This is a genomic window from Kaistia sp. UC242_56, from assembly GCF_044452255.1.
Classification (GTDB): domain Bacteria; phylum Pseudomonadota; class Alphaproteobacteria; order Rhizobiales; family Kaistiaceae; genus Kaistia; species Kaistia defluvii_A.
Map to the genome: position 1 here is coordinate 2786098 of NZ_JBIOAN010000002.1, position 14247 is coordinate 2800344.

The following is a 14247-nucleotide window of genomic DNA, read 5'->3' on the forward strand; positions in this document are numbered from 1 at the left end:
TCGGGGGTATCGGACAAGTTATTTTCCGGAATCAGTTTCGATTGCAGACATCATAGAGACCCCATGTGGCGGACTCAAGGAATCCCGCCAAAACCGCAGAATTCGGGGTGCTTTTCGCCATATCCCGCCGATTTGCCGCGACCCTGTCGCACCGCGCTCAGCCTTTCCCGCCACGCCCCCTCGCCGCCGGAGCGGTAGCAGGCGGATTTGCGCCCGGCGCACCCTGCCCGATCGTGGCGGATCAGGCTGGCGAAGCCGCCTCCGGCCTGTCACCATGGCGTTCTTTCCGCAAGCGATGCTGCGAGACGCCAGGTCCGGCGGAGCGTGCAAAGGACGAGGCGTGCTCGATTACCTTCTGAATGCCCTGATCACCCTGTTCGTCACCATCGACCCGATCGGTCTGGCGCCGATCTTCGTCGGGCTGACGCGCGGCATGAGCCGCGGCCAACGCCGCCAGACGGCGATCCGCGCCACCGTGACCGCCACGATCATCCTCTACACCTTCGCCCTGATCGGCGAGGGCCTGCTGACCTTCCTGGGCATCTCGCTGGCGGCGTTCCGCATCTCCGGCGGCCTGCTGCTGTTCTGGATCGCCTTCGAAATGGTGTTCGAGCGCCGCGACCAGCGCAAGCTGGCCAATGCGCAGAAGGCGATCGAGGAGGAGCGCGTGCATGAGCTGGCGGATATCCACCACCTCGCCGTCTTCCCGCTCGCCATCCCGCTGATCGCCGGACCCGGCGCGATTTCGGCCACCATCCTGATCGCGGCCTCGGCCCCGAGCACGCTCGGCCTGATCGGCCTGCTGGTGATCATCGGCGCGCTGGTCGGCGCCTGCCTGGCGGTATTCCTGCTCGCCGGCCCGCTCGACCGCATGCTGGGCACGACGGGCCGCATCGTGCTGACGCGGCTGCTGGGCGTGCTGCTCTCGGCGCTCGCCGTGCAGTTCGTCGCCGACGGCGTGACGGAGATCGCCCGGGCGGCGATGCGCGCCGGCTGACGCCTCTTTCGGGCGGAAGGCGAACCGTCTAGAGATGCGCGCCGCGGCCGGCACGCTCGCCGGTGGCCCAGGAAAGGCGACTATGTCCGACCGAAAGAATGCCCGTCACGCGGCGGCCCTCGCCTCTCCGCTGACCTCGCACCTGACGGTCGATGAAGCGATCGCGATCCTGCTCGCCCAACGCCAGGCCGAGATAGTGGCCGCCCTGCGCGCCGCGCTCGACCGGCCGATGCCGGAAACGATCCAACCCCTGCATGCGGCGCTACAGGCCCTGAGCACCACGCTGGCGCTCTGCACGCGCCTCTCCGGCGCCGGAGCGTTCGACGATCTGCTGCGCGACGTGCAGACCCTCATTGAAGCCGTCGACGACGCCCGCCGCTGGGACAGGCTGGTGGCCGAGACGCTGGCCAGCCATATCGACGCGCTTGCCGGCGTCGCCGACGTGGCGGCGCTCGGCGACCCGGCGGCCGCGGCCCGGCTGGAAAGCCACCGCCGCGTGCGCCCCCTGCTCGACGGACCGCTGCCGCAGCGGCTGCTGCTCGGGCTCGCCTTCCTCGTCTCGCAGCCCCGCTGGCGCGGCGATGAGGGCGCGATCTCCAAGCGCCTCGGCGCGAAATTCCGCGTGCGGACCAGGCGCGAGATCGCGCGGTTGGACAAGCGCCTTCAGGACCGCGGCAAGGCCATTCGCCGCCTCGCGGAGGAAGCGCAACAGGAGATGCATGGCGACGTGCGGCATCTCGCGGCGGTGATGGACCTCGTCGGCCCGCTCTGGCCGCGCCCGCCCCGGTTCCGGCGTTACCGGCAGCACCTGCACGCGCTGCATTCGACGCTGGACGGGCTGCACGAGGCGCGGATGACGCAGTACGGCCTGGACCGCATCGCCGAAGAGGAACCGTCCCCCGTCGTGCAGCGCGCCGTCGGCGCGATCGGCGGCTGGTCGGTCCGTGACCGGACGAACCGGCTATCGAAGCTCGACAAGCTCTGGCGCGAATACAGGGCCGCCAAGCGATTCTGGTAACGCGCGCCGCGCCGGGAGACGTGAAGATCGGCCTGCTGGGCTGCGTGTTAATCTGAAGACCGGGCCGTCACACAGAACGGCCACACGGCTTCGGAGGACCGATCATGTTCATCGCGCGCTGGCAGATCGACGCCCGTTTCGGGCACAAGAAGGAAGCCCTTGAGCTGATGCGGGAATGGGAGCGCGAGATCGGCGCCAAGGCCGGCGTCGACCCGGAGCGCTCCTCGGTGGTGACCGGCTCGATCGGCGCGCTGGAAGCGACGATTGAGAACAATCTGATGGTCGAGAACCTGGCCGAGCTCGAACGCCTGTTCGAGGGAATCGCCGCGATCCCGGCCCATGTCGAATGGGGCAAGAAGCTGGAGCCGCACGTCGTCTCCGGCACCTCCCGCTGGAGCATCCTGCGCGTCGTGCCGATGAACTGAGCGTTCAGGACTCCGCGAACGGAACCACCATCCGCTGCGACGGGACAAACCCCTTGCGAATCCTCGCCGCAAGACGGACGACCTGCGTGCCAAGACGCCGAATTTCGCGCCCCAGCCGACCTAGCGGGGTCAGCTGGGATGGACGCGGCACGGTCGTCGGCCCGGAGTGCCGGATGAGGCTCTCATGCCGCGGCGGACGAAACGCCTTCTTGGCGAGGAAATGTTCCTGGATGCACAGAGCGGGCACCGCCTGCAGGAGGCGAAGGCCGCGCGTCACCGGATTGTCCGGGTCGAAGATCAGGACGTCGATCGGCCGGAGGAACCCGTCGGTTTGCTGCAGGAGCCGCGCCGCGGCACGACGGGAGATCAGGTAGCCGGCGGATCCCCTGTGGCGGGACAGCATGCGGTGCAGCGCGAAGCCATCGAAGGCCAGATGTCGCCGCGCCAGGGCGACCTCATCGGTGAACGCCTCCAGCTTGATCAGATCGGCGCGGGCGGGCAGCTGCTCCGGCGCCGCGAGCAGCCCGGCCAGCGCCGGCGCGAGCACGACGTCGTCCTCGAACACCGCCAGCCAGCCATCCCCACTTTCGACCAGTTCCTTCCAGGCGCGACGATGGCTTTCGAAGCAGGCAATCTCGCCGGCGGTCAGCCGCCCGCGTGGTTCCACGACGGTCCTCGCGTCAATCGCCGCCATGCGCTCGAAGGCGAGGCCCATCCCTTCCGCCTGGGCGCGGAACGAAGCCAGCCGCTCCGGCGAGCGATCCAGATTGATGACGACGACCCGCATGGAGCCCGCCTCTCCCAAGTCCGGCCTAATCTAGCTGGAGTTCGTCGCCGACGCCGATTTGACCACCCTCGATGACATCGGCATAGACGCCGCAGTCCATGTGGTCGAGGGCTCGCAGCAGGGTGGCGGGGATTTCGAGGTCGCGGGCGGCCGTATCGGGATTGACGTTGGTCGCCGCGCAGCGCTGGGTGCGCTTGGCGAACCGAATGCGCGCGGCGCCGATCGTCGCCTCCCGTCCGACCAGTTCCAGTTCCTGCCAGGGGGCGAGGCCGTCGAGATTGATGTTGGCGCGGAAGCGCAGCGGATCGACCGGCGCACCGACCAGTTCGGCCACCGCCGCCACCGAGGCCAGGTTGATGAAGGAAATGTAGGGCTTGCCGACATCGGTGAAGGCATGGCCCGGCGCAGACAGCACCTTGAGCGGTCCGCGTCTCTCCTCGCCCATGAACTCGGTCAGGAAGGCCTCCGTCGCCGCCCGGCCGGCCGGATCGGAAAGGTCAGCGGCGAACGGCGCACCGTGGCCCTCGATCGACCAGACCTGTGTCGCGGGATCGAAGCGCGTCTCCAGTTCGGCCAACCGCGCGTTTTTCATCAGGCAGAGGAATTTCGCCTTCGGCTTGTAGGCCGGCGCCGCCGGATCGAAACCGGAGGGGCCGTTCTCGATCGCATAGACGCGGTCATGGTCGAAGCGATGGCGCGGCCGGAGCTCCGCTTGGTCCAGCGCTTCGGCCGAGAATCCCTTGACCGGATAGCGGTAGAGAGAGGCGATCGTCGTCATGGGTTTCCCTGTGGCCTAACCGCCCGTTCCGGCAGGTGTCTTGTCGCCGCATTGGGGGGCGAGTCCGGCCGCTTGTCCAGCCTCGGCCGCAACCGCCTGCGCCAGAGCGCGCCACGGCTCGATCGACCAGTGCGGCCCCGCCTGGCCCGAGGGCGAGGTCAGGACATGCACCCGCGTCGCGCCGATCCGCCTTTCCTGTTCGCCATAAGGGATCGCGCCCGTCGGCAGATCGAGGAACAGGCTCGCCGCCCGCTTGCTGGTGAAGGCCAGGAAGCCCGGAGCATATCGCTCGATCTTGTCTCGCAGCGCCGCCGCGTCGACCAGGGCCAGGTCGATCGCCGTGTCCTGGCCGACATGCTCCTTGGCGACATCCGTCAGCCCGATGCCGAACTGCAGCACCTGCGGGAACTCTCCCGGCGACATCCGCCGCGGCGTCAGCCCGATCGCGTGAAGCGTCGGCCAGAACTTGTTGCCGGGATTGGCGTAATAGGCGCCGACTCGCGCCGACCACGCGCCCGCGCCCGTCCCGCAGAAGACAATATCCAGCCCTGGCGCCAGAACATCCGGCAATATCGGCATCGAACCGAAGTCCTTTCCCTGAAAACAGCGCCCGCTCCGACGGCAAACGCAAAAACCATCTGTCACTGCGCGTTCATTGCTGCCAATCTCCGCGCCGGCCGCGTGCCTTGAATACCGTACCGGGAAGAGAACGCTTATGAGCACGATTAACTACCTGACGCAGATTGAGTTCGGAGCCGGCGTGGTTTCGGTCCTGCCCGATGCCCTCACGGCGCTCGGCGTGACCCGGCCGCTGGTCGTCAGCGACAAGGGCCTGCAGGCATCCGGCCTCCTCGACCGTGTCACGGCCCTTCTGCCGTCTGGCTCGGCGATCTTCCTCGACGTTCCGCCCAATCCGACCGAGGCGGCCGTGCTGGCGGCGCTCGAAGCCTATCGCGCCGGCGGCTGCGACGGCGTGGTCGCGGTCGGCGGCGGCTCGCCGATCGATCTCGCCAAGGGCGTCGCCCTGCTCGCCACGCATGAAGGCCCGCTGGAGCCCTATGCCGCCATCCTCGGCGGCGTCGCCCGCATCAGTGCCAAGGTCGCGCCGATCATCGCCATTCCGACCACGGCCGGTACGGGCGCCGAGGTCGGCCGCGCCGCCCTGCTGACGCTGAATGACGGCCGCAAGCTGGGCTTCATCAGCCCGCATCTGATCCCCAAGCGCGCCATCTGCGATCCGGAGCTGACGCTTGGCCTGCCCAAGGGCCTGACCGCCGCGACCGGCCTCGACGGTCTTTCTCACTGCATCGAGACGTTCCTTTCGCCGCGGATCAATCCGCCGGCCGACGCGATCGGCCTCGATGGCGCGCGCCGGATCTGGGACCATATCGAGCGCGCCTGCAACAATGGCGGCGATCTCGAAGCCCGCACCGAGATGATGATGGGCGCGCTGCAGGGCGGGCTCGCCTTCCAGAAGGGTCTCGGCGCGGTGCATGCGCTCAGCCACGCGCTGGGCGGCCTGAAGAGCCCGAGCCTGCATCACGGCACGCTGAACGCCATCCTGATGCCGGCGATCGTGCGCTTCAACCGCGAGACGGTGCCGGCCAAGATCGACCGGCTGACCGCCGCCATGGGCCTGCCCGCCTCGGCCGATCTGGCCGACGAACTGGACGCGCTGAACCGGCGCCTCGGCATTCCGCTTGGCCTGAAGACACTAGGCGTCTCCGAAGAGGTGCTGCCCTGGGTGGTCGAGCGGGCTCTGGCCGATCACTCCTACGCCACCAACCCGCGCGCCGCGACGGCGGAAGAATTCCGCGCCATTCTCGACGGCGTGATGGTCTGACCGGTCCGAGCCGCGTTGACCAAAAGAAAAAGCCCGGGAAGCAGCTGCTTCCCGGGCTTTTCTGTCATCAATCCAGCGAATCTCGCCGAACCCTCTCACCTCTCCCTGAGGGAGAGGTCGGCTCGAAGAGCCGGGTGAGGGTTTACGACCTCACCGGATGGTTTCCTACGCCCTCACCCGCCGGCCTACGGCCGTTCACCTCTCCCCACGGGAGAGGTGAAATGCGCAGGGCGTCCCAAAAATCCTAGAACGGGATGTCGTCGTCGAGGTCCGCCGCGTAGGACGAGGTGGCTGCCGGCTGGCGCGCCTGGCCGCCGCCGCGCGGGGCCTCGAGCGGGCTGGAACGACCGAAATCGCTGCCGCCGCCCTGATATTCCGACTGCTCGCCGCCGCCGGCCCGGCCGTCCAGCAGGGTCAGCTCGCCGCGGAAACGCTGCAGCACGATCTCCGTCGTGAACTTCTCGGCGCCGGTCTGGTCCTGCCATTTGCGCGTCTGCAGCTGGCCCTCGACGTAAACCTTCGAACCCTTCTTCAGATACTGCTCGGCGATCTTGGCGAGGTTCTCGTTGAAGATCACCACGCGATGCCACTCGGTCTTTTCCTTGCGCTCGCCGCTCTGCTTGTCGCGCCAGCTTTCCGACGTCGCGATGTTCAGATTGACGACCGACTCGCCCGAATTCATGCGCCGCACTTCGGGGTCGCGCCCGAGATTGCCGACGAGAATGACCTTGTTGACGCTTCCGGCCATGGTCTGTTCCTTCTTGCCTCTTTGCTGGCTCCAAACTATCCCGAAATGACACGGCCCGCCCGCGACAATCGGGCCTTGTCCACCAGACAATCGCTGCCCGGAGGCGCGCGGAGCCCCTCGTTCCCTTTTTGTTCTAGACAATTCATGCCGAACTGGCAAGATCCCGTCAGGTGAATCACCCGAATGCCGCGACAATCACGGCCTGCTCCTTGTATGGAGAGGCCGATAGCCTAAATTTGGGCCTTGGTGTTTCCACGCCAACCCCTTCCATTTGGACAGACGACACATGGCTCAGCATGATGACGCGCGGCTTTCCGGCGCGACCTCTGGCAAGTTTATTTCCGTCCGGGGCGCGCGCGAGCACAATCTGAAGAATGTGGATATCGATATTCCGCGCGACAAGCTGGTGGTGCTGACCGGGCTGTCCGGCTCGGGCAAGTCGTCGCTGGCCTTCGACACCATCTATGCCGAAGGCCAGCGCCGCTATGTCGAGAGCCTCTCGGCCTATGCGCGCCAATTCCTCGAGATGATGCAGAAGCCGGACGTCGACCAGATCGACGGCCTGTCGCCCGCCATCTCGATCGAGCAGAAGACGACCTCGAAGAACCCGCGTTCGACCGTCGGCACTGTCACCGAGATCTACGACTACATGCGCCTGCTGTTCGCGCGTGTCGGCATTCCCTATTCGCCGGCCACCGGCCTGCCGATCGAGAGCCAGACCGTCAGCCAGATGGTCGATCGCGTCCTGGCGCTGCCGGAGGGCACGCGGCTCTATCTGCTGGCGCCGATGATCCGCGGCCGCAAGGGCGAGTACAAGAAGGAACTGGCCGAGCTGCAGAAGAAGGGCTTCCAGCGCATCAAGCTGGATGGTGTCTTCTTCGAGATCGACGAGGCGCCGGTCCTCGACAAGAAGCTGAAGCACGACATCGACGTGGTCATCGACCGTATCGTCGTGCGCGGCGATATTGCCGCGCGCCTCGCCGACAGTTTCCAGACCGCGCTCGAACTGGCCGACGGCATTGCGATCGCCGAATATGCCGACGAGAAGGACGAGAAGGGCAATGAGCGCCGCGTCATCTTCTCGGAAAAGTTCGCCTGCCCCGTTTCTGGCTTCACCATCACCGAGATCGAGCCGCGGCTGTTCTCGTTCAACAACCCGTTCGGCGCCTGCCCGGAATGCGACGGGCTCGGTTCCGAGAAGAAGATCGACCCCGATCTCGTCGTCCCGGATGGCTCCGTCTCGCTGAAGCAGGGCGCCGTCGCGCCCTGGGCCAAGTCGTCCTCGCCCTATTACGCGCAGACGCTGGAGGCGATCGCCCGGCACTACAATTTCAAGATGACGACGCCCTGGGACGAGATCCCGGAAGCCGCGCGCAACGCCATTCTGTTCGGCACCGGCAAGGGCGAGATCGAGTTCGTCTATAATGACGGCACCCGCTCCTACAAGACGCAGAAATCGTTCGAGGGCGTGGTCACCAATCTGGAGCGCCGCTGGCGCGAGACGGAATCGAACTGGGCGCGCGAGGAGATCGAGCGCTACCAAGGCTCGACGCCGTGCAAGGCCTGCGGCGGCGCGCGGCTGAAGCCCGAGGCTCTGGCGGTCAAGATCGCCGGCAACCACATCGCGCAGATCTCGCAGATGTCGATCCGCAACGCCTACAAGTGGTTCGAGACGCTGCCGGCCGAGCTGAACGACAAGCAGAACGAGATCGCCGTCCGCATCCTGAAGGAAATCCGCGAGCGGCTTTCCTTCCTGGTCGATGTCGGCCTCGACTATCTGATGCTGTCGCGCAATTCGGGCACGCTGTCGGGCGGCGAGAGCCAGCGCATCCGCCTCGCCTCGCAGATCGGTTCGGGCCTCACCGGCGTGCTCTACGTGCTGGACGAGCCGTCGATCGGCCTGCATCAGCGCGACAATGAGCGGCTGCTCGAGACGTTGCGCCACCTGCGCGACATCGGCAATACGGTGCTCGTCGTCGAGCATGACGAAGACGCGATCATGACCGCCGATTATGTCGTCGATGTCGGCCCGGAAGCGGGCGTGCATGGCGGCCAGATCATCGCCAAGGGAACGCCGGCCGAGGTGATGGCCAATCCCAACTCGCTGACCGGCAAGTATCTGACCGGCGAGCTCTCGGTCGAGGTGCCGGAAAAGCGCCGCGCGATCTCCAAATCGCGAAAAATCAGCGTCATCGGCGCTCGCGGCAACAATCTGAAGAACGTCACGGCCGACATCCCGCTCGGCACCTTCACCTGCGTTACGGGCGTCTCCGGCGGCGGCAAGTCGACCTTCCTGATCGATACGCTCTACGCCGCCGTGGCGCGGCGGTTGAACGGCGCGCATATCCATCCGGCGCCGCATGACCGCATCGAGGGGCTGGAGTTCATCGACAAGATCATCGACATCGACCAGTCGCCGATCGGCCGCACGCCGCGCTCCAACCCGGCCACCTATACCGGCGCCTTCACGCCGATCCGCGAATGGTTCTCCGGCCTGCCGGAAGCCAAGGTGCGCGGCTATGGCCCGGGCCGCTTCTCGTTCAACGTCAAGGGCGGCCGCTGCGAGGCGTGCCAGGGCGACGGCGTCATCAAGATCGAGATGCACTTCCTGCCGGATGTCTACGTCACCTGCGAAGTCTGCAAGGGCAAGCGCTACAGCCGCGAAACGCTGGACGTGAAGTTCAAGGGCAAGTCGATCGCCGACGTGCTCGACATGACGGTCGAGGAGGCGCACGAGTTCTTCCAGGCCGTGCCCGGCATTCGCGACAAGATGGCGACGCTGCAGGAAGTCGGCCTCGGCTACGTCAAGGTCGGCCAGCAGGCTACGACCCTGTCCGGCGGCGAGGCGCAGCGCGTCAAGCTCGCCAAGGAACTGTCGCGCCGTGCCACCGGCAAGACGCTGTACATCCTCGACGAGCCGACGACGGGACTGCATTTCCACGACGTCGCCAAGCTGATGGAAGTGCTGCATTCGCTGGTCGACCAGGGCAACACGGTCGTGGTCATCGAGCACAATCTCGAAGTGATCAAGACGGCGGACTGGATCATCGACATCGGCCCGGAGGGGGGCGATGGCGGCGGCGAGATCGTCGCGACCGGCACGCCGGAGCAGATCGTCAAGGAGCCGCGCAGCTATACCGGCCACTTCCTCAAGCCGGTGTTGGACAAGGCGCGCGCCGCCAACCGCAAGCGCAAGGCCGTCGCCGCCGAATAGGCGCGGCCCTCGCCTGCCCTGTCGCCAGGCGGCGCGCGGCCGCCTGGCTTATCCTTGGCAAGACCGGCTACACGCAGCGCCAGTAGACCCGGCCATAGGCATCGACCACCCGCGCGCAGCCGGCGCGCGGCGCCACGGCATAGGGCGCCGCCACATAGGCCCCACCGACATAGGCGCCGCCGACGACCGCCCGGCGCGTGGTCCGGCGCGCGACGCCGGCATAGCTGAGCGGGGTCAGCGGACGGCCGATGATCGCCTCGGCCCGGCTGACGAGACCGAAGCCCGGCATGTGCGGCGCCGGCGCTTCGGAGATGAAAAGTGCGGCGAGGCCGAGGGCCAGCGCCGCCAAGCGGATGGCCGGGCGCATAGCCCGACTTTGACGGATCTCTGTCATTTGCTTTCTCCCGAGGTCGCGGCGCCGTTGGCGGGTGTCATGTCGGTCGGCGTCGCGCCGCTCGACGGAATCTCGTCCACGTCCGCCAACTGCTTGAAATCGACCTTCTTGGCGCCCGCCGGCGGCGCGAAGGTGAAGGTGCCGGCCGGGAATTGCGAGCCGCTGTGCCAGTCGGTGATGCGGATCGTATATTGCGGCGCGCCCCCGACCGTCTTGCTGGTGATCACCATCTTGCACGGCACCGGCCGTTCGCCGACCTCGACCCAGAGCTGCCAGTCGGTGTCGTGGTTGCGGAAGGCTACATGCTCGCAGGCAACGCCGTCGATGACGCCCCGGCCGATATGCTTGGCTTCGACCACGTCGGCCATCAGCGCGTTGAAGGAGTCGGCGATCATCAGGTCCGCCGCCGGCAGGTCCAGCATCAGGTCGCCGCGCAGCTTGTCGATGACCTCGTCGGTCGACCCCTTCAGCGGCTCGGTGGCGTAGGTGTTGGTATTCTTGTCGAAAACCGTGACGCTCTTGCCGTCGAAGACAAGCTCGACATCCGCATAGCCGCCGGTGCGGCTGAGACGGAACGCATCGGGACGGTGGATCTGCGCCTTGCCAGAGCTGTTGAACTGCAGCTTCTCCATTTGCGGCGTGACGACTTCCAGCTCGCTGTCAAAGGAGAGCGTGATGTCGGTCTCGCTGCCGACATACTGCGCCATGCGCTTGACGATCCCGATCGCCTCCTGCCGGTTCTGGTCGGCGGCCTGCGGGGCGTCCTGCGCCCAGGCGGGCGCGAAGCAGGCCAGGGTCATCGCGACCCCGGCCGCGATCGCCATCCCGCGGCCCCGGCCCCACCCCTTTGGTGGCGTAGATGCATGCTCGAGCATTGCTTCTTCCTCCAGGACGAGGCGGTCCTGCAGGGATCCCGCATCCCCGAGGCCGCCCGGCTGGCAGGATGCTACCACGGGTGGCGGCGCGCCCTTGTTCGACTTCCCGTGATTGACACGGCATCGCCAAGAGCGGCGCAAACGAAAATGGCCGCGCAAGGCGCGGCCATTTCCCGGTCGAAGGCTGGGTGGATCAAGCCTTGCGGCGGCGCGATTTGGCAAAGGTGTCGAACGCCACGGCCAGCACGATGATCACGCCGATGATGATCTGCTGGATGTAGGACGAGACGTTCATCAGCACGAGGCCGTTGAGCAGGACGCCGATCAGGATTGAGCCGATCACCGTGCCGAAGATCGTGCCGGCGCCGCCGAACAGCGACGTGCCGCCGATGACGACCGAGGCGATGACGGTGAGCTCATAGCCGGTGCCGGCGACAGCCTCGGCCGAGTTCAACCGCGCCGACAGAACGAAGGCGCCGAGGCCGGCGAAGAAGCCCATGATCACATAGACGCTGCAGATCACCCAGTTGACGTTGAGGCCGGATAGCCGCGCGGCTTCCGGATTTCCGCCGACCGCATAGACTTGCCGGCCATAGCGCATGTAGCGCAGGGCGATATGCGCCAGGAGCGCGGCGACCAGGAAGATGATGACCGGAACCGGAACGGGACCGATCTTGCCCTGGCCCCACCAGGTGAAATCCGGCTGGAAGCCGGAGATCGGGCCGCCGGCCGCGAACAGCAGCGCCGCGCCGCGGAACACCGACATGCCGCCCAGCGTCACCACGAAGGGCGGCACCTTGAGCTTGGTGATGGCCAGGCCCTGCAGCAGGCCGCCGCAAACGCCGACGGCGATCGCCGCCAGCGCGGCGAGCTCCCAGCCCCAGCCGATCGCGCCCTCGCCGATCGTGAAGCGATCCTGCATGCCGCCCTTGGCGACGGCGGCGGCAACCAGCCCGGCAAAAGCCAGCAGCGAACCGACCGAAAGGTCGATGCCGGCCGTCAGGATGACGAAGGTCATGCCGATGGCGAGCAGGCCGGTGATCGACACCTGGCGCATCACGTTGAACAGGTTGATCGACGACATGAAGCGCGGTTCCAGCACCGCGAAGATGATCATCAGCGCGATCAGGAAGATCAGCGGCGCAAAGCGCGCCAGCATACCGAACCAGTCGACGCGCGCGGTTTCCGCCGTCACTCTCTGTGCGTCCGTCATTAGGGTGTCCCTTGTCTTGTCACGCTGCTCGGCTGGCGGCGCTGAGCGTCATCATGGTCATGAGTTTTTCCTGGGTCGCATCGGCGCGCATCGTCTCGCCGGTGACGCGCCCTTCGCGCATCGTGACGATCCGGTCTGCGACCGCGAGAACCTCGGGAAGTTCGGAGGAAATGGCGATGACGGCGATGCCGGATTTCGCCATTTCGAAAAGCAGATTGTGCACCTCGACCTTGGCGCCGATGTCGATGCCGCGCGTCGGCTCGTCGACGATCAGAACCTTCGGCCGGAGCGCCAGCCAGCGGGCGAGAACCACCTTCTGCTGGTTACCGCCCGAGAGATTGCCGACGGCTTGGTCGCCGCTTGCCATGCGGATGTTCAGCAGCTTGCGATATTCCTCGACCATGTCGCGCTCCTTGCGCTCGTCGACGAACAGGCCGAAGCGGCCGATGCGGTCGAGGGCGGCAATGGAGAGATTGGTGCGGATCGCCTGCGCCAGGAACAGCGCCTGCTGCTTGCGATCTTCCGGCACCAGGCCGATGCCGCGGCGGATCGCGTCGCGCGGCGAGCGGATCTCGACCGGCTCGCCGTCGATCAGCACGCGGCCGGAATCGAACGGGTCGGCGCCGAAGATGGCGCGGGCCATCTCGGTTCGCCCGGCGCCAACGAGGCCTGCAATACCGAGGATCTCGCCGCGCCGGACATGCAGCGAAACATCCTTCAGTTCCGTCGCGTGCGGGTCATGCGCCGTGCGCAGCCGGGTCAGCCCTTCGACGGCGAGCGCGATGGGGCCCACCTCGCCTGCCTCGCGGTGGGCATAGAGCGCATTGACCTCGCGGCCGACCATCAGGCGGATGATGCCGTCGATCGTCGTCTCGCTGACCTTGCCGGCGCCCACATTGCGGCCGTCGCGCAGCACGGTCAGGCGATCGCAGATCTCGATCACCTCCTCCAGGCGATGGGTCACGAAGATGATCGAAATGCCCTCCGACTTGAGCTGGCGCACGATGCGGAACAGCTTCTCGACCTCGGCCGAGCTGAGCGCCGAAGTCGGCTCGTCCATGATGATGACGCGCGACTGCATCGAGAGCGCACGGGCGATCTCGACCATCTGCTGCTCGGCGACCGAGAGGTCGCGCACCAGGGTCATCGGGCTGCGCTCAAGGCCGATGCGGCGGATCAGCTTCAGCGTCTCCGCTTCCATCTTCGGCCAGTTGATGAAGAAACGCGGGCCCGGCTCGCGGCCGATGAAGACATTCTCCGCGATCGTCATGTCGGGTGCGAGCGTGAACTCCTGATAGATCGTGACGATGCCGAGCTTCTGGGCGTCCTGCGGCGTGCCGAGCGTGACGTCCTGACCGGCGAACTGGATCGTGCCCCGATCGGGCGACTGGGCGCCGGCGAGGATCTTCAGCAGCGTCGACTTGCCGGCGCCGTTCTCACCCAGCAGCGCGTGGATCTCGGCGGGCGCGACCTCGAGATCGACGCCGTCGAGCGCCTTGACGCCCGGAAAGCTCTTGGCGATGCCGGTCATCTTCAGGAGGGGTTGCGGATCGGTCATCGGTAATCGCTTGCGATGGAGAAAGGGAATGGCTGGCCCCTGGCCAATGCTGGGGCGAGACGAAAACGAAAGATCAGTCCGGCCTGAGCCACGGCCGCTTCGGGCGAGTTTAGAGGTACGTTCTTGAAACGCTCTGCCCGGGCCGCCCGGTCGTCATCCCGGCGAAAGCCGGGATCCATGGTCCAGGCACACAGAGCCTTACGGAGGGCGACTTGGCCTCGACTGGCCCCGCCGGTGTTCATGGTCCCCGGCCTTCGCCGGGGCGACGAACTTGGCGTGCCCGCAGTCTGCATATCGGTTTCGCCATTTGCGCACCTCTCCCCGACGGAGAGGTAAAAATAGCCGCGGCGTTGGCCGAAGTCGGCGAAGGCGCTCCATGCCGAAGCACGGAGCGCCT

At 66.7% G+C, this 14247-nt stretch carries 13 protein-coding genes; 5 read left to right on the forward strand and 8 right to left on the reverse strand.

Going from position 1 to position 14247, the window contains the following annotated elements:
• Positions 1-340: 340 nt before the first annotated feature.
• From ACHMWQ_RS15795 to ACHMWQ_RS15805, 3 genes are all read left to right on the forward strand, one after another.
• Positions 341-997 (forward strand): MarC family protein, encoded by a 657-nt coding sequence (locus ACHMWQ_RS15795; RefSeq protein WP_396308194.1) that lies wholly within the window; start codon positions 341-343, stop codon positions 995-997.
• 82 nt (positions 998-1079) lie between these two features.
• On the forward strand, positions 1080-2015 hold the full coding sequence (locus ACHMWQ_RS15800) for a CHAD domain-containing protein (protein ID WP_396308195.1): 936 nt from the start codon (positions 1080-1082) through the stop codon (positions 2013-2015).
• Positions 2016-2119: 104 nt separating this feature from the next.
• The gene (locus ACHMWQ_RS15805; protein ID WP_354549314.1) at positions 2120-2440 is read left to right on the forward strand and encodes a hypothetical protein; all 321 of its coding nucleotides are present in this window, start codon (positions 2120-2122) and stop codon (positions 2438-2440) included.
• Positions 2441-2444: 4 nt separating this feature from the next.
• On the opposite strand, the gene ACHMWQ_RS15810 is transcribed toward ACHMWQ_RS15805, so the two are convergent.
• Genes ACHMWQ_RS15810 through ACHMWQ_RS15820 form a run of 3 tightly spaced genes read right to left on the reverse strand, consistent with a single transcriptional unit; the run spans position 2445 to position 4584 of the window.
• Positions 2445-3227 carry a glycosyltransferase family 25 protein gene (locus tag ACHMWQ_RS15810; protein WP_396308196.1) on the reverse strand — a complete coding sequence of 261 codons (783 nt, stop codon included), beginning with the start codon at positions 3225-3227 and terminating at the stop codon, positions 2445-2447.
• A gap of 25 nt (positions 3228-3252) precedes the next feature.
• A complete protein-coding gene (locus tag ACHMWQ_RS15815) occupies positions 3253-4005 on the reverse strand; it encodes an MOSC domain-containing protein (RefSeq protein WP_396308197.1) in 753 nt (250 codons plus the stop codon).
• Positions 4006-4020: 15 nt separating this feature from the next.
• Complete coding sequence (locus tag ACHMWQ_RS15820; RefSeq protein WP_396308198.1) at positions 4021-4584, reverse strand: mismatch-specific DNA-glycosylase; 564 nt, start codon at positions 4582-4584, stop codon at positions 4021-4023.
• A 136-nt stretch (positions 4585-4720) separates the two neighbouring features.
• Between ACHMWQ_RS15820 and ACHMWQ_RS15825 the strand changes: the two genes are divergently transcribed.
• The gene (locus ACHMWQ_RS15825; protein ID WP_396308199.1) at positions 4721-5848 is read left to right on the forward strand and encodes an iron-containing alcohol dehydrogenase; all 1128 of its coding nucleotides are present in this window, start codon (positions 4721-4723) and stop codon (positions 5846-5848) included.
• 244 nt (positions 5849-6092) lie between these two features.
• Here ACHMWQ_RS15825 and ssb read toward each other — a convergent pair whose 3' ends face one another.
• Positions 6093-6596, reverse strand: a complete 504-nt coding sequence (gene ssb / locus ACHMWQ_RS15830) for a single-stranded DNA-binding protein (RefSeq protein ID WP_354549319.1) — start codon at positions 6594-6596, stop codon at positions 6093-6095.
• Between the two features lie 286 nt (positions 6597-6882).
• Between ssb and uvrA the strand changes: the two genes are divergently transcribed.
• On the forward strand, positions 6883-9810 hold the full coding sequence (gene uvrA, locus ACHMWQ_RS15835; RefSeq protein WP_396308200.1) for an excinuclease ABC subunit UvrA: 2928 nt from the start codon (positions 6883-6885) through the stop codon (positions 9808-9810).
• Positions 9811-9877: 67 nt separating this feature from the next.
• Here uvrA and ACHMWQ_RS15840 read toward each other — a convergent pair whose 3' ends face one another.
• The 4 genes from ACHMWQ_RS15840 to ACHMWQ_RS15855 form a co-directional block, all read right to left on the reverse strand.
• Positions 9878-10204 (reverse strand): hypothetical protein, encoded by a 327-nt coding sequence (locus tag ACHMWQ_RS15840; RefSeq protein WP_396308201.1) that lies wholly within the window; start codon positions 10202-10204, stop codon positions 9878-9880.
• Positions 10201-11028: a DUF2092 domain-containing protein gene (locus ACHMWQ_RS15845; RefSeq protein WP_396308202.1), complete on the reverse strand. Its 828-nt coding sequence runs from the start codon at positions 11026-11028 to the stop codon at positions 10201-10203. Before ACHMWQ_RS15845 ends, ACHMWQ_RS15840 begins: the two co-directional genes overlap by 4 nt.
• 244 nt (positions 11029-11272) lie before the next feature.
• Positions 11273-12292, reverse strand: coding sequence for an ABC transporter permease (locus ACHMWQ_RS15850; protein ID WP_396308203.1), 1020 nt, complete (start codon positions 12290-12292; stop codon positions 11273-11275).
• Between the two features lie 19 nt (positions 12293-12311).
• Positions 12312-13850, reverse strand: coding sequence for a sugar ABC transporter ATP-binding protein (locus tag ACHMWQ_RS15855; RefSeq protein WP_396308204.1), 1539 nt, complete (start codon positions 13848-13850; stop codon positions 12312-12314).
• Positions 13851-14247: the final 397 nt, after the last annotated feature.